Origin of the sequence: Synechocystis sp. PCC 6803 substr. PCC-P (assembly GCF_000284455.1) — a bacterium.
Taxonomy (GTDB): Bacteria; Cyanobacteriota; Cyanobacteriia; order Cyanobacteriales; family Microcystaceae; genus Synechocystis.
On the sequence record NC_017039.1, the window covers coordinates 2,663,789 to 2,679,701 of the forward strand.

The following is a 15,913-nucleotide window of genomic DNA, read 5'->3' on the forward strand; positions in this document are numbered from 1 at the left end:
CGAACTGCCTGTTTTGCTAATCCAGGCCACCCCGCCCAGAATCTAGCTGTGACCCTGTAACCTCCGAGTTTTGTAACAATGTGGCTTCTTTTGCTCATCCTTGCTGTCATCACTTATTTTGTGGTTAAAAGCAATGCCGCCCCCATCACCCGCACCCCGATTTGGATATTGTGGTTGGTGTTGATGGCTCCGGCCACCCTCTGGACAATTTGGGCCATGATTTACGGCCCCGATGCCCCCCTGCCGCCCCTACTGCTCCTGGGGCCATTTTTGGTTTGTCCACTGCTCTACTGGTGGTTGGTGCAAAAAGGTCGCATTGTCCCCGATAAAGAGGCCCAAGCTACCGCTTCCCCTAGCACCGATGGCACCCAAGGAAAAGAGCAGAAATCATCACAGCCAACCCCTCGACCCATTGATGCGGCGGAAGAAAAATCTTTGCGGGATTGTTTTCCCTGGGGAGTGTATTACCTCCAGCAATTAGACTATCGCCCCCAAGCCATTCTGTGCCGAGGTAAATTACAGGTAGCGCCGGAAATGGCCTATGAACGGGTCAAGGGCAATGTGGAAGATGTCTTTGGCGATCGCTTTTTAGTTTTATTTCAAGAAAGTTTACAAGGCCAACCTTTTTTCGCCTTGGTCCCTAACCCGGCCCAGGCGAAGGAAGATCGCGTTAATAATGGCGAAAAGCTCCATAAACCTTGGTTAGCGTTAACCTTACTGCTGCTCACTGGGTTTACCACCACCATGGTGGGGGCGGAAATGGCCGGTTTGACCCCCGAAAAACTCCAGGCAGGCATCCAGACGTTAATGGTGGGTTTACCCTACAGTTTGGCAATTTTGACTATTTTGGGGTGCCATGAATTGAGTCACTATGGGGCAGCGATCCACTACAAAATCCGCACCACTTTGCCCTATTTCATTCCCATTCCCTTCTTTTTGGGTACCTTTGGCGCTTTTATCCAGATGAAGTCCCCGGTGCCCCACCGTAAGGCCTTATTTGATGTGGCGATCGCCGGGCCGTTGGGGGGCTTGGTGGTGGCGTTGCCAATTTTATGGTGGGGGTTGGCCCAATCCACTGTGGAACCCATGCCGGACAATACTAACCTGTTGCGGTTTGATGCCCTGGATTATCGTTTTTCTCTGCTGATGACCCTAATTACGAAGGCAGCGTTGGGCAGTCAATTAGGGGCTAATACGGTGTTAGACCTCCATCCCTTGGCGATCGCCGGTTACATTGGTTTGATTGTGACTGCCTTGAATCTGATGCCCTTTGGTCAATTGGACGGGGGGCACATTATCCACGCCATGTTGGGACAACGGGCGGCCATTGTGACAGGGCAAATTACCAGGGTGGCCATGGTGCTGCTGTCCTTTATCCGTAGTGATTTTTTCATCTGGGCAATTATTTTGTTACTGATGCCTGTGGGGGATCAGCCAGCTTTAAATGATGTCAGCGAGTTGGATGACCGTCGGGATTTGTTAGGTATTCTGGCGATCGCCATTTTGATTTTGATCCTTTTGCCGGTGCCGCCCCCATTAGCCCAGTGGTTGGGAATATAGGGTTAAAAAAAATTGCTAACTCAGCGGTTAATGGGGAAAAAATCGTAGCCGGTCACATGGCTGGGGGAAGGTTTAATTTGCACCAAGGTGGCTTGCCCTGCCCGATCGCCGTTGGGTAAAAAGCGCACTTCCCCGTTAATGGTGCTAGAAACAAATTCCGGTTCCGTCAAAACTTTTTGTAAACCTTCACGGCTGGGAGCGACGGCCAAGGCATTGGCCACGACATAAACCGCATCATAGGTGGCCGCCGTACGCCAAGACACATCTCCCCCCCAAAACTTGCGGGCCGCCTCGGCAAAGGGACGATTGGCCCCACGCTTGGAACTCCAGGGAATGGCCACCATTAAATCCACCATGCTCTGTCCCTGCTCCAACGTTTTAATCGTAGACAGGGGACTATTGCCATAGAGCTTTAACCTTCCTCGGTTGGCATCGCCCAGGGCAAAGGCACGGTCTAGACGATCGATGTGGGGCAAAATCAGCAATCCCTGGGCCCCGCTGGCAACAATTTCTGCCATTTTGGTTTGGCTGTTGAAATTAGCTTCACTCAGATCGCAGACGGTGGGGGCTAACTGGCCGCCGCTGGCCAACAAACCAGTGGTAAATTCCTGGTAAAAAGAAACGCCATCGGGAGCTTTGGAATCGTAGCAAACCGCCACTTGGTCCACTTCTTTCCCGACCTGTTGCACCAAGGTTTGGGCGGAGGTATTGATTTGGGGAATAACCCGAAAAATATGGTTGCCAACATTGGTAATGCCATTGGCGTCGCTGGTGGCGTTGACCAGCACTAATCCCCCCGCTTCGTAGGTAGGGGCCGCACTGAGGGTGGCACTGCTGGCATTGTGTCCCACCACCCCCAAAATCTGATTTTGTTTGACTAACTCCCCGGCAAATTGTTGGGCTAAAGTGCCGTCATTGGCATCATTGACAATGGTGATGTGCAGAAAACGACCGTCAATCCCGCCCTTTTGATTAATTTCTTCCTGGGCCTGGGCCGCTCCTCGCAAAATTTCCTGGGCAATGTTGAGGCTACTGCCCACCGGGGCCACCACCGCTATCTGGAGGGGATTATGGTCTAAAGCCCGCAGATTGTTCAGATAGATCCAGGCTTCCGGGTCGTTGGGGGATTTTTCCAGATATTGAGTTAACTGTTGCAACGCTTCCTGGTTTTTACCCCCGGCGATCGCCTTGGAAGCAAATAGTTTAGTTTCGTTATCCATGGTGGGAACAAGCACCTTTTCCCCCGTGCTGACATTGGCTTGTAATTCCCTTGGCATGGACCCCGTGGTGGATAAACCGGGCCCCACCGTAGCAGGATTCATTCTATTAAATAAAAACCAACCTCCCCCTCCCACAATGCCCAAGGTGACTAACAACGCACCGATTAAAATGGGAATCTCGTTTTTGTTGGACATATTGGTACTCACACTTAAGGGCAACCGACCAAACACAGCTTGGTAGGCATCAAGGGTATTCTTTCCAACATACTAGACCTCAAAGCCTGTCCCCATGGTTTCCCTCTGCTGTAGTTACCGAAAGACGATCGCCTTTTGACTACGGTTCATCGATGGGAAAATGTTCTTATCGATTCATTTCCTTGCAAACCTTGACCCCTAATTCTTTGCTTGATCACTCGCCCAACCCCACCATTTGGGCAAAACCCTTGCAAATTGGTTCCCTAACTCTCCACAGCCGGGTGCTCCAGTCCCCTTTATCGGGGGTGACGGATTTGGTTTTTCGGCGTTTGGTGCGGCGCTATGCTCCCCAGGCCATGCTCTACACGGAAATGGTCAGCGCCACAGAAATCCACCATCTCCGTACTTTGCCCCAGGTGATGGAAATTGATCCCCGGGAAAATCCCATCAGTATCCAACTGTTTGACTGTCGGCCGGACTTTATGGCGGAAGCGGCCCAGAAAGCGGTGGCCCAGGGAGCCCAATCGGTGGACATTAATATGGGCTGTCCGGTCAATAAAATCACCAAAAAGGGGGGCGGTTCGTCCCTTCTGCGGCAACCGGCAGTGGCCGAAGCGATTGTTAAAACTGTGGTGGCAGCGGTGGATGTGCCTGTTACTGTCAAAACTCGCCTCGGTTGGGATGATGGGGAAATTAATATTGTCGAATTTGCCCAAAGATTGCAGGATGCGGGGGCGCAAATGTTGACCCTCCATGGCCGCACCAGGGCCCAGGGCTATAACGGCCGGGCCCGGTGGCAGTGGATTGCCAAAGTTAAACAAGCTCTGACCATACCCGTCATTGCCAATGGCGATATTTTTTCGGTAGAAGCGGCGATCGCCTGTTTAGAGGAAACCGGGGCGGACGGAGTGATGTGTTCCCGGGGCAGTTTGGGCTATCCCTTTTTAGTGGGGGAAATTGAGCATTTTTTTAAAACTGGGGAAAAACGAAAAGCTCCCACGGTCGCAGAAAAATTAACCTGTGCCCAGGAACATCTACAAATGCTTTGGGAATATAAGGGGCAACGAGGACTTTTCCAAGCCCGGAAACATTTAGCTTGGTACTGCAAAGATTTTCCCGGAGCGGCAGCGTTACGGGAACAACTTTTTCAGATCAATTCTGTACAGGAAGGCAAAGATTTACTGGATCAAGCTATCAGCACAGCAAAATTGTGCCTGTAATGATTTTAACCATTGGGCCTCTTGGTGGCGATCGCCAATTATTTCCAAAACTCTGATGGGGCTAGAATTATTGCTTGGCCATTGTTCCTTCAAATCCCAAAGGTTAGTAATGATTTTGTGTTCCACTCCATAGGTGCGACAAAGTTGCCCAAAATCCACTCCTTGGGGGGTAGCAAAATAGGTTTCAAACACATCTTCGCACTGGGCAATGGGTAGGGTTTGGAAAATACCACCGCCGTTATTGTTGAGCAAGATAATAGTTAAATTACCTCGCATTTGGCTCTGATTTAAAAAGCCATTACTGTCATGCAATAGGGATAGATCACCAGTTAACAAAACTGTTTCACCCCGACTCCGGTGAGCAATACCCATGGCAGTGGAAAGGGTGCCATCAATGCCGTTAGCGCCCCGGTTAACAAAAATACGATGGTGATCGCCGTTGGCAGGCCAGAAAAATTCCAGCCAGCGCACAGGCAAACTATTCGCCACGAACAAATTGGTTTGGGGCGGTAAACAATGGGCTAATTGGGCCACCATTAAAGGGGTGTGGGCATCAGCTAGGGCAGAAATGATGATTGTTTGGCTTTGGCGTTGTTTTTCCAGCCAACTATGGGCATAATTTTTTTGTTCTGCATCAGGAATGAAACCCTGGTTATGTATATATTCGGCTACTTGGGCAACACTGGCAGATAGGTAAATCGTTTGTCCTTGCAGGGGGTCTAAATTTTCCCCATGGAAATTCAAAATGTAACGGGGACAATCAATGGTGCCCAACCAATGCCGCAACGCCTTACTAGTGGGTAATTCGCCGATTTGAATAATTTGTTCTGGCACTAACTGTTCTGCCCAACGGGGGCAACGGATCAGAAAATCATAATTGGTAATTAAAGCAGTCTGGCCATCGTCATAATTACGCAAAGAACAAAGGGCATCACACAATACGGGATATCCCAACCCCCTGGCGATCGCCAAAATATCAGTTAACAGACTGGGCGTTTCACCACCGGGCATAACTCCCACCAGAATCAAACCCAATGGGCTAAAGTCCAGTTGGGGTGAGGGGAAAGAGAAAATGGAAAAATTAACGGGTAGGGAAATGGCTTCTCCCCGATTCATGGTCGTAAAGGTTGTTAGCCCCCGGTAAAAATGCTCTTTGCTAAATTCTTCAGCTAAGTGCTGTAAGGACTCTCGGGCATGTTCGAGAGGCACCAGGGGTTCGTCAAAGGGACAATTAAGATGCACCACCCCCAACCCAGGCCAAAAACATTTTTGCCAACTATGGAGCGCCGTTTGCCGCAGATAATGGCAATAGTCCATGTTTGGCTCCGGTAAAGCCAATTCCGTTTGCCACTGGGGATAGTGGCCATAGAGCTTGGTTTGGTCAATGGTTTGCCCGGCCCGGCAATGACGTAATCTGGGGGGGCGATCGCCGGTTAGAACCAACAAAGGTACCTGACTGTAATGGGCTTCAATAATGGCAGGCAAAAAATTGGCCGCCGCTGTTCCGGAAGTACACACCAATGCCACTGGTTGCCCTGTGCGTTTGCCATGGCCCAAGGCAAAAAAGCTAGCGGAACGTTCATCTAAACTAACAACGCAATCAATGCCCCCATGGCGGGCCAAAGCCACCGTCAAAGGACTGGAACGGGAACCAGGACAAATCACCGCTTGTTGGAGTCCCAATCGAAATAAGGTTTCCACCAACACAGAGGCGGCCAGGGTATTGGGGTTAGTGAAATCAACCATGGCCCACGCTCAAATCAATTAGGCTCGACGATGGTTGGTTTTGTTCGCCATTACCTTGGCTGAGGTTAAGCATTGCCACCGTTAGGGTCGCAATAATAATCACCATGCCCCCTGCAATTAATAACTGGCTGGTTTTGGAAAGGGTAAGAAATTTGGCAGCCAAGCTCCTCGACCGGTGAGTCTTGTTTAGTTGTTCTGCCATGACGGTCGGAGGATCTAGGGGCGGATTGAGGGGAATTTCTTCCGGAGGCAGGGGCGGTTGGGTATCAAAGGGACGGGAAGCCAAGGATTCCTTGGGGTCCTGTTGGGGGATGGGATGCTCCGGTTCCGTTTCCTTCGGTTTGGACACTGGCCTTTGGCTAAAGTCAGGATAGGCGATCGCCTTGAGTCCCAATTCCGTATCTCCAGTAAAATCTTCCTCTGGGGAATCTCCCTCCGGATCATTTATCTCTGCTTCCGCCGCCGCTTTTTCCGCCTGGGTAGGGGTGGGGACGGAGGGGGAAATCTGACAATGAATTAAAGCCACGGAAACATTGTCATGGCCATTAACTTGGTTGGCCAATTCAATTAACCGGGGCACCGCTTCTGCCACCGGGCGATCGCCTTGTAGCACTGGGAGAAAATCATCTTGCCAATACTGTTCGACCCGATTGTAGTCACAAAAACCATCGGAACAGAGCAAAAATAGACAATCCGTCGGCACAATTAAGCGTTGAATGATGGGATGAAGTTGGGCCGAGGGCCCCAAACCCACTGCCTGGGTTAATGCCCCCGATCTGGGTAACTCCACCGCATGGCGATAGAGCATCAGTCCCAGCCGCACTTCCCGGGATGCCACATCATCGTCCACCGTCACCTGTTTACAACTGTCCGCCGTTAACCAATAGCAACGGGAATCCCCCACATTGGCCAGGAAAAATTGTTGAAAATCCGCCAGGGCCATCACCAGGGTTGTGCCCATCCGTTCCCGTTCTGTTCTTTCCTCCCGGTCATTGCGCCGATTGAGTTGCTCGTTAACTTCTTGGATGTCTTCCTTGAGGTGCTGGATGAAAGTGCGGATTTGCTCCGGCTCATTCATTTGTTTTTGAATTTTGGAAATTACCCGAACGGGTAAATGTTCAATCACCCACTGGGAAGCAATTTCTCCCCCTTCCTGGCCCCCCACCCCGTCACAAATCAGAGTCATGGTGTTGGCCAACTGTTGCCCTTCAATGGGGGTTTCACTGACGGGAAAACAAGCATCTTCGTTGTGGTCTCGACTGGGGCCCCCATCGGTCAAAGCAAAAACCGTGTAACTAAAATCGTACTGCTCTGCTAAGGACTGAATGCCCGTATCCAATACCCTCAGTAAATGGTCAGCGTGGGGAATTTTGCCCTGTTTTAGTTTTTTCCATAGGGTCTGACAAAAATCGGCGATCGCCGGATGGGCATTGGTTAATAGTGGCTCCCAGACTCCTGCCAAATACTTCATCTCATAGAATTGATGCTCATCTAGCTTTAACTGCTGGAGTAATACCTGGGGGCCTTGCACCCTCAACCAATCAAACTCCAACAGGCTAGACACCACCCCCTGCCGTTGCAGCGGTTGCCAAAGGCGAATCATTTGCCAGAGCCAAGTTAACTGCTGTAAGGGACAAGCATGCTCCCACATTTCCCCCAGGGAAGGTAACAACTGTTCATGGACAGGTTCCCCTGCTTGATCCAGCGCCACCGGGCCATAGTCCAACAGCCACACCGATAAATCCTTTTCCTCATCCCAACTAGGAAAATAGTCGTACACCTCCGGCACATTGAGACGAAAGGGCAATAGCTTTTGGTAGGGCAAAATATAATTCGGGATTTCCTCTGGCCCCTCGACCCCCAGGGCCGGCGTAGTGTCCAACAACACCTGGGGCCGCACCAACAGATAACGTTCCAGTAGCAGTTCCCCCGGTTGGTAGGCCTTGATCCAGTCCCCCACCGACCACAGATACCTTTTCAGCAGAGGAGTCCGGCAGGTTTTGCACAGGCGATCGCCTAGGTCATTGGGGGCTTGACAATCGCAGTTGGAGCAGTGGACAGTCGGCACAGCATTACCCCTCGAACAAATTTCTGATTAATTTTAAGGAAATATGCAATCTTAAGAACATTTCCAAAAAGTTGTAATAGGCTAAAAGAGAAAAAACCGCCATTGTTTGCAAAATTGCCCCACGAGGATTATGAGCGTTGAAGCTGTCATCGAAAACCGAGACTACACCCTAATGATCGATAAAAGCAGTAGCATGGCCACCGCTGATGATCCCAATGGCCCCACTCGCTGGGAAATAGCCCAAGCTTCGACCATTGCCCTGGCGAAAAAATGTGAAGAAATTGACTCCGACGGCATCACCGTTTATCTATTCTCTGGCCGCTTCCGTCGTTATGACAATGTTACCGCCGAGAAAGTTGCTTACATCTACGCCAACAATGAACCCATGGGGCGCACTGATCTGGCCGGTGCCCTCAAGGATGGCCTGGACAATTTTTTCCAACGACGGCAGGCCGGACAAACTAAACCCAATGGGGAAACTTTTCTGATTATTACCGACGGGGAACCCACTGACCGCAAAGCAGTTATCCGTTTAATTTTAGAAGCGAGCCAAAAAATTGACCGGGATGAGGAGTTAGCGATTTCGTTGATTCAGGTGGGCAGGGATAAAAAAGCAACGGCCTTTTTTCAGGCTTTAGATGATCAATTACAGGCGGCCGGAGCGAAGTTCGACATTGTGGATACCGTCACCATGGAAGATATGCAGGGCATGAGCTTGAGTGATGTACTGCTCAAAGCAATTACAGATTAGGGGAATACCCAACCATGGCGCTGGTTTTGCTGTCTCAATGGAAAAAATATCTGGACCCATTGCCGCTCCAACTGACAGGAACGGGGATTTTTTACCTCTGTCTCACTACGGGGGTAGGGGCCCAGGCCGATCGCCTCTGCGTAGGGGATTTACAACAAAAGCTGGAAAGCCATTTACAACAACCAGAATTGAGCCGAGCTCAATGGGGCATTGCCATTCAACCTCTGACAGATTCCCAGCCTATTTACCAATATCAGGCTGACCGTTTTTTTATTCCCGCCTCCAACCAAAAATTAATTACCACCGCCATGGCTCTTCAGGAATTGGGGCCAAATTTTCGCTTTACCACCCAAGTTTATCAACGGGACGGGGGCAAAAAAGTCCAAGTTATCTCCAGCGGCGATCCCAGTTTTGACGTAGATGACCTAACGGCGATCGCCAAGGGTTTAAAAGATAGGGGGGTGACGGCGATCGAAGAATTGGAACTTGTAGATACCATTGCCCCCCAGGATTACCAACGCCCCAGTTGGGAGTGGGATGATTTGCACTACGGTTATGCTCCCCCGGTTAATGGTGCAATTTTGACTGGCAATCAAGTGATCCTTACCCTCACGCCCCAAAATCTGGGGGAACCATTGACCCCCACCTGGTCCGATCCCATTGCTGGGGCACAATGGCAGATCATTAACCAGACCGAAACGGCCGTTGATCCACACCAACCTCCCCAGGTACAACAGATTTTTGGTCAACGGCAATTGGTTATCACTGGCGGCCTGCCCCCCGCAGGGGAAACCCGTTCCATCACCCTAGCTGTGGCTGATCCCCAGCAATATTTCCTCGCCAGTTTGCAACAAAAGTTAGCAGAACAAGGCATTTCTGTAAGCACTTCGATCGTTAGCGCCAACACCAAGGCGATCGCCCCGGCCCCTTTGCTGGCTCTCACTTCCCCTCCCCTGTGGACACTGATTAAAACCGTCAACCAAGACAGCAATAACCTCTACGCTGAAGCGTTGCTCAATGCCATTCAGCCCCCTTCCCAGGCTACGGATTGGCAGTCCTACGTGGAAAGACTAGGCCTAGCCACCACCACGGTCAGATTACGGGATGGCTCAGGACTTTCCCGTCAAGACCTAGTGACGCCCCAAGCCTTAGTTCAACTTTTAATTAACCAAACCCAAAAATCAACGGGGACCATTTATCAACAATCCCTGGCCGTTGCTGGGCGATCGGGCACCCTGGAACGTAGTTTCGCCGATACTCCCCTGGTGGGCAAAATGCGGGGTAAAACAGGTACCCTCACAGGGGTGGTTTCCTTAACGGGCTATGTGGAAAACCAGCAATGGGGCACAGTGGCATTCAGTTTTATGGTCAACAACAGTGACCTGGGGGCCTCCGTGCTACGGGAAGCAATGAAGCAGATGGTACTTTGGACTGCCCAGGTAGAAAAGTGTCAGCCCAGCGACCAGGGACGGTAAATATTAGTTGCTAACGCTTGGCATTCAAACAAAGATAAGAATCCACTACTCTGCCAGTACGTTGGCAGTTCACCAAGAGATAGTCACACACAGGGCAAGCAGTTTCGGTGACAACTTCTTTTTCAATCAAGCATTGTTGACGGACGGCATGGCTGCCGCAGTTGGGGCAATGGATGGTCTGCTTGGTGAGAATTTGGGGGGCTTGGATCAGTCGGGTATGCATGATCATGGTGATTGCTCAGGATACTTATTAAAGAGGATTTCTCAAAAATCGGGCTAAATAGGTCAAATTGCAGCGTTAAAAAACAATAGAATTCCTGTAGGATTTGTAAAATAAAACACAGTTATAAAGTCGAAGTAAAAGAAAGCAAAAATTACTCCCAGTAGCATTTAGCGCTGATCCCCATGGCAGTCAAGCCCATTTACGTCGTGTTGGTCCTTAGATAGCTTAGGTAATTAATCAAGGAAAACAACGCCGCTGACGAACTTTTCAGGCCGCAGTGACCTGCTGAGACTAAGAAATTAACACTCTCGACGGACTGTATCAGGTTTTCTTAACTATTAATTAAGCTTTGCTAGATAATGGCCATGGGTTAACTAATGTCGCCCAAGTCCTTGATCCCAATGGGTTTTTCCCGTTTATGCCCCAGGACAAACTGCCCAAATAATGGCGCAAAAGCTAGTTTTTCCTTCTGCGCCTAGGGCCATGGACTGTCCGGGAACGGCCTTGCAACTTGTGTTCAGACAAATACCCGATGTTGCAGCGAAGGCATTTGTTGGCGCACCTGTTTGAGGCGGTCTGGGTTAATTTCGGCGATCGCCAACCCTGGTTTTTCCCCCGCATCGGCCAGGATCACTCCCCAGGGGTCAATGATCATGGCATGCCCATGGGTATGCCGTCTTTCGTAATGACAACCAGTTTGGGCCGGGGCAATGACGTAGCAGGTATTTTCAATGGCCCGGGCCTGGAGCAACACTTGCCAATGGTCCTTGCCGGTGTAGGCAGTGAAAGCGGCGGGCACAAACAGAACATCTGCTCCTTGGCGGGAAAGGTAACGATACAATTCAGGGAAACGAACGTCGTAGCAAATGGACAGCCCCAAATTACCAAAGCTGTCGGAGTGGTACACTGGGGGATATTTTTGCCCAGCCATCACCGTGGCCGATTCCCAGTAGGTATTGCCGTCGGGCACATTAACATCAAACAAATGCACTTTGTGGTACCGGGCCAATTCCTGCCCATTGGGGGCAATTAGAGTAGCTGTGTTATAGGCTTTGCCTGCTTCCCCTGCCACCGGAAAGGGAAAGCCCCCCGCCAGGATAGTCACCTGGAACCGTTGGGCCATGGTCTGTAAAAATTTTTCCGTCGCCGTGGCGATCGCCGTTGCCTGTTCTAGCTTTTCAGTTTCATTGCCCAAAAAAGCAAAATTCTCCGGCAAACCCACCAATTCTGCCCCCTGGCGCACCGCCAAATCGATCAACTCCTCTGCTTCTTGTAAATTCTCGGTGAGGTTGGGGCGGCTGGTCATTTGCAGGGCAGCGGCTAAATACGGTTTCATGAAAATTCCTTGTCAGAAAGAAGCAGTGGGGCTAGCAGTTCATTTTATCCTGATCGGGTGTAGGGACGGAACTTGCTCCAAAAAAGAGGTAGAGGGCTTCACATCTTAAGATATTATGGAGAAAAACTTGCTTAAAGTTTGGTGTTTGCTAGACTGAAGTCCCCCGCTTTTTAAGATTGTTAATCTCAACATATTTTTAAGAGTCTATTTTTAGCCTTATTGATAAGAATTTCTAAGGACAATAACAAGGTTTACTTAACAATTCCCCTTGGGAATCTATCCTCTGGAGATTAGAGAAGTAACCGTTATCGTTGACCATTCTGAGCATGGTGGTTAACCAAACTGAATATTCTCCATAGCACTTTTACAAATTTTTTTGATCGAATGCTTGATTCTTCCGTACCCACTTTTTCCGTTACCACTCCACTGTACTACGTTAATGATGTGCCCCATTTGGGCAGTGCCTACACCACGGTGGTGGCGGACACCCTGGCCCGCTTTAAAAGATTACAGGGCTATGACGTGTTGATGATCACTGGTACCGACGAGCATGGGCAAAAAATTCAACGTACCGCCGAAGCCCAAGAGCTTGATCCCCAAACCCATTGTGACCGCACCGTAGTCAAGTTTAAGGAACTCTGGCGATCGCTCAATATCCTTTACGACCGCTTTAGCCGTACTACCGATCCCCGCCATTTAGCCATTGTCAAAGATTTTTTTCAACGGGTTTGGGATAAAGGGGATATTTATCTGGCCCAACAACAGGGCTGGTACTGTGTAGCTTGCGAAGAATTTAAGGAAAAAAGAGATTTATTAGAAGATAACCATTGCCCCCTGCACCCCAACCGCAAGGCAGAATGGCGGGATGAAGAAAACTATTTTTTTCGCCTCTCCCGCTATCAACACCCCTTGGAAGAACTGTACGCCCAACGACCGGAATTTATTCAACCCAGTAGTCGTCGCAATGAGGTGTTGAATTTCGTCGCCCAGGGATTGCAAGATTTTTCTATCTCCCGGGTCAATTTGGACTGGGGTTTCCCTCTCCCTAATGATCCCAACCATACCATTTACGTTTGGTTTGACGCTCTTTTGGGCTATGTCACCGCTCTCTTGGATGAAGATGAAGAACCAAATTTAACTAACGCTCTGGTTAAGTGGTGGCCGATTAATCTACACCTGATTGGCAAAGATATTTTGCGCTTTCATGCAGTCTATTGGCCCGCCATGTTAATGTCAGCGGAATTAGCGATCCCCGCCCAGGTTTTTGGCCATGGCTTTCTCACCAAAGATGGCCAAAAAATGGGTAAAAGTTTGGGCAACACCGTTGATCCCCTGGATTTAATTAACCGCTACGGGGAGGATGCTTTCCGTTACTATTTCCTCAAGGAAATTGAGTTTGGTAAAGATGGGGATTTTAATGAACAACGGTTTGTTAATGTGCTCAATGCTGACTTGGCCAACGACCTGGGTAATTTGCTCAATCGCACCCTCGGTATGGTGAAAAAGTACTGCCAGGGTCAAGGCCCCCAGGTTATGGCCACGGATTTAGCCCCGGATAATCCCCTCAAAGCGCTGGGCAGTCATTTGGGAGAAGAGGTGAGCAGTGCCTATGAAAGGCTGTCCTTTACTGATGCCTGTGAAGCAATTTTCACTCTGGTGAGGGCTGGGAATAAATATATTGACGACATGGCCCCCTGGAAATTATTTAAACAGGGCAGTCAGAAGGAGGTAGAAGACGTGCTGTACAGCGTGTTGGAATCCATTCGGCTCTCGGCCTATCTTCTTTCCCCCATTGTTCCCCGCCTGAGTACCAAAATTTATCAACAGCTAGGTTTTACCTGGGACTTTGACCAGTGGCGATCGCCGTTGGAGCAAGCGGAAGAATTCAACCGTCACCAATCCTGGGGCCAATTGGGTGCGAACCAAAATCTGCCCCCTGCCCAACCTATTTTTACCAAACTGGAGTTACCGGCAGAGGAGTAGAATCAAAAACTGACCCCCTAGGTCAATTTCAATCTTTTTAAGATTTTTTAACAAAAATTAACATTTTTATAACTTTCCCGCCTTTTCCCCTTGAAAAAATTTTTTAAAACCCCTTTAAATTACAACTTAGTCATTTAGGAACACCATGTTTGAGGACTTTGAACAGGATGCACTGTTTACGCCGGATCAGTTATTAGAAAACCGGGGGCGGGTAGCCATTTTCATCGATGGTTCCAATCTTTTTTACGCCGCATTACAGTTGGGCATTGAAATTGATTACACCAAGCTATTGCACTGTTTAACGGGCGGCTCCCGCCTATTGCGGGCTTTTTTCTACACCGGAGTAGACCGTAGTAACGAAAAACAACAGGGATTTTTACTTTGGATGCGCCGCAATGGTTACCGAGTCATTGCCAAAGACTTAGTGCAATTACCAGACGGTTCTAAAAAGGCTAACTTAGACGTGGAAATTGCCGTGGACTTGATGTCCCTGGTGGGTTCCTATGACACCGCAGTGGTGGTCAGTGGCGATGGGGATTTGGCCTATGCGGCCGATGCGGTCAGTTATCGGGGGGCGCGCATTGAAGTGGTGAGTCTCCGTTCCATGACCAGCGACAGTTTAATTAATGTGTCCGACCGTTACGTGGATCTTGACAGTATTAAGGAGGAAATTCAAAAACAACCCCGTCCCAATAGTGGCTATCGTAACGTCAATCCCTTGCCTATTTTTTCTCAGGAAAAATCTTCCTAAAAGTCTAGCCAATTTTTTCTATTCCTCCTTACTCACTGTCATTGATCTTTTGATGGGAGTTTACAAAGAAATTCCCCGCAGTTGCTGGTAAAGCAGAGTAGCTTGTAAATCCGTCATACCGGCAATGTAGTCGGTTACTTTCAGAATTTTGCTGTAATTATCTTCATCGGGGGCTATTTGATGCTCTGGAGGCAACATAAATTTGAGCAATTTTCCCTTCGGACGGGGTTGTTTTTCCAGTACGGAGGTCAAAAAATCGGTTAGTAGATCCCCCAGGACCTCAAAGCCAGCAATTTTAATTCTCACCACATTGGGATGGTGAAAAACCGCATTGGTGGTCATGGTTTCAATTTCCTTGAGTTGGGGAGAAAAGCGACTTAGCTCCACTAGGGATTGGTCAAATTTCCCTGCCAAAATATCCGGTTCGTGGTCAAGAAAAAGTTGAGCAACTTCCTTCACCAGTCGATTAATGGCCTTGGCCCGCAGTCGCTTGATGGTTTCTGCTGGACTGCCTTCGTATTGGTTCAGGTCAATGTCAGCAATGCTTTGGAGTTTATCTTGCACCGCTGCAAAGGGGAGATAGCCCATGTGAAAACCATCTTCCAAATCGACAATGGAGTAACACAGATCATCCGCCGCCTCCATTAAAAACGTGAGGGGATGGCGACACCACCAAGCAACCTTTGGCGATCGCCCGATGAGACCCACGGTTTCTGCCACTTCAGTGAATAGATCCTTTTCAGCTTGGAAAAAACCATATTTTTGTAAACTTTTGCCGGGATGACGGGCCAGGGTACGTTGGGGAATAAAGGATTCCCGGGGATATTTAGCAAAGGTGGCCAGGGTAGCACAGGTTAGTTGCAGTCCCCCTGGGCGATGGGGTAGACCAAGCCTAGTTAAAATCCGAAAGCCCTGGGCATTGCCTTCAAAGCGGTCAAAGTCAGCTTTTTCCAGGGGATTAATCAAGGCACCGGAACGATTTTTGCGGGCATACCATTTTTGAAAAGCGGTTTGGATGGCGTCCTCCCCCGCATGGCCAAAGGGGGGATTACCAATGTCGTGGGCTAAACAGGCCGCCGAGAGAATATCACCAAAGTCCGCCGCTTCGATCGCCTGGAGTTGATGGCGTTTAATTATTTGATCCCCCACCATGCGCCCTAGGGAACGCCCCACACAGGACACTTCTAAACTGTGAATCAGCCGGGTGCGGACATCGGCATTTTTGGACAGGGGAAAAACCTGGGTTTTATCCTTCAGCCGCCGGAAAGCGGTGGAATAGACAATGCGGTCATAATCTTTCAGAAAAGAGGTGCGCTCAAACTGATGCTCCTCCAACTGTTGTTTACCGAGGCGCTTGCGGGAGAGTAATTGTTGCCATTCCATTG

12 protein-coding genes are annotated in these 15,913 nt (G+C 49.6%); 6 read left to right on the forward strand and 6 right to left on the reverse strand.

The window, feature by feature from the left end; translation table 11 throughout:
• The first annotated feature begins 78 nt into the window (after positions 1 to 78).
• Positions 79 to 1,560, forward strand: coding sequence for a site-2 protease family protein (locus SYNPCCP_RS12495; RefSeq protein ID WP_010873590.1), 1,482 nt, complete (start codon positions 79 to 81; stop codon positions 1,558 to 1,560).
• Between the two features lie 20 nt (positions 1,561 to 1,580).
• On the opposite strand, the gene SYNPCCP_RS12500 is transcribed toward SYNPCCP_RS12495, so the two are convergent.
• A complete protein-coding gene (locus SYNPCCP_RS12500) occupies positions 1,581 to 2,975 on the reverse strand; it encodes an ABC transporter substrate-binding protein (protein ID WP_020862109.1) in 1,395 nt (464 codons plus the stop codon).
• Positions 2,976 to 3,127: 152 nt separating this feature from the next.
• On the opposite strand from SYNPCCP_RS12500, the gene dusB reads away from it, so the two are divergent.
• Positions 3,128 to 4,195 (forward strand): tRNA dihydrouridine synthase DusB, encoded by a 1,068-nt coding sequence (dusB, locus tag SYNPCCP_RS12505; RefSeq protein ID WP_010873592.1) that lies wholly within the window; start codon positions 3,128 to 3,130, stop codon positions 4,193 to 4,195.
• Here the strand turns inward: dusB and menD are convergent.
• Together menD and SYNPCCP_RS12515 are read right to left on the reverse strand one after the other, a co-directional pair.
• Positions 4,154 to 5,941 (reverse strand): 2-succinyl-5-enolpyruvyl-6-hydroxy-3-cyclohexene-1-carboxylic-acid synthase, encoded by a 1,788-nt coding sequence (gene menD, locus SYNPCCP_RS12510; RefSeq protein ID WP_010873593.1) that lies wholly within the window; start codon positions 5,939 to 5,941, stop codon positions 4,154 to 4,156. The genes dusB and menD overlap by 42 nt on opposite strands.
• Positions 5,934 to 8,009: a PP2C family serine/threonine-protein phosphatase gene (locus SYNPCCP_RS12515; RefSeq protein ID WP_010873594.1), complete on the reverse strand. Its 2,076-nt coding sequence runs from the start codon at positions 8,007 to 8,009 to the stop codon at positions 5,934 to 5,936. The genes menD and SYNPCCP_RS12515 overlap by 8 nt, the downstream gene beginning before the upstream one ends.
• Positions 8,010 to 8,139: 130 nt before the next feature.
• Here SYNPCCP_RS12515 and SYNPCCP_RS12520 point away from each other — a divergent pair, with 130 nt between their 5' ends.
• Both SYNPCCP_RS12520 and dacB read left to right on the forward strand, forming a co-directional pair.
• Positions 8,140 to 8,760: a VWA domain-containing protein gene (locus SYNPCCP_RS12520; protein WP_014407178.1), complete on the forward strand. Its 621-nt coding sequence runs from the start codon at positions 8,140 to 8,142 to the stop codon at positions 8,758 to 8,760.
• Positions 8,761 to 8,774: 14 nt separating this feature from the next.
• The gene (gene dacB, locus SYNPCCP_RS12525) at positions 8,775 to 10,235 is read left to right on the forward strand and encodes a D-alanyl-D-alanine carboxypeptidase/D-alanyl-D-alanine-endopeptidase (protein WP_010873596.1); all 1,461 of its coding nucleotides are present in this window, start codon (positions 8,775 to 8,777) and stop codon (positions 10,233 to 10,235) included.
• 10 nt (positions 10,236 to 10,245) lie between these two features.
• Here the strand turns inward: dacB and SYNPCCP_RS12530 are convergent, their stop codons facing one another.
• Positions 10,246 to 10,464 (reverse strand): hypothetical protein, encoded by a 219-nt coding sequence (locus tag SYNPCCP_RS12530; protein ID WP_223211285.1) that lies wholly within the window; start codon positions 10,462 to 10,464, stop codon positions 10,246 to 10,248.
• 511 nt (positions 10,465 to 10,975) lie between these two features.
• Positions 10,976 to 11,794 (reverse strand): carbon-nitrogen hydrolase family protein, encoded by an 819-nt coding sequence (locus tag SYNPCCP_RS12535; RefSeq protein ID WP_010873597.1) that lies wholly within the window; start codon positions 11,792 to 11,794, stop codon positions 10,976 to 10,978.
• A 384-nt stretch (positions 11,795 to 12,178) separates the two neighbouring features.
• Between SYNPCCP_RS12535 and metG the strand changes: the two genes are divergently transcribed.
• Positions 12,179 to 13,777 carry a methionine--tRNA ligase gene (gene metG / locus SYNPCCP_RS12540; RefSeq protein ID WP_010873598.1) on the forward strand — a complete coding sequence of 533 codons (1,599 nt, stop codon included), beginning with the start codon at positions 12,179 to 12,181 and terminating at the stop codon, positions 13,775 to 13,777.
• A gap of 145 nt (positions 13,778 to 13,922) precedes the next feature.
• Positions 13,923 to 14,528 (forward strand): NYN domain-containing protein, encoded by a 606-nt coding sequence (locus SYNPCCP_RS12545; RefSeq protein ID WP_010873599.1) that lies wholly within the window; start codon positions 13,923 to 13,925, stop codon positions 14,526 to 14,528.
• Positions 14,529 to 14,588: 60 nt separating this feature from the next.
• Here SYNPCCP_RS12545 and SYNPCCP_RS12550 read toward each other — a convergent pair whose 3' ends face one another.
• The gene (locus SYNPCCP_RS12550; RefSeq protein WP_010873600.1) at positions 14,589 to 15,911 is read right to left on the reverse strand and encodes a deoxyguanosinetriphosphate triphosphohydrolase; all 1,323 of its coding nucleotides are present in this window, start codon (positions 15,909 to 15,911) and stop codon (positions 14,589 to 14,591) included.
• Between the last annotated feature and the right edge of the window lie 2 nt (positions 15,912 to 15,913).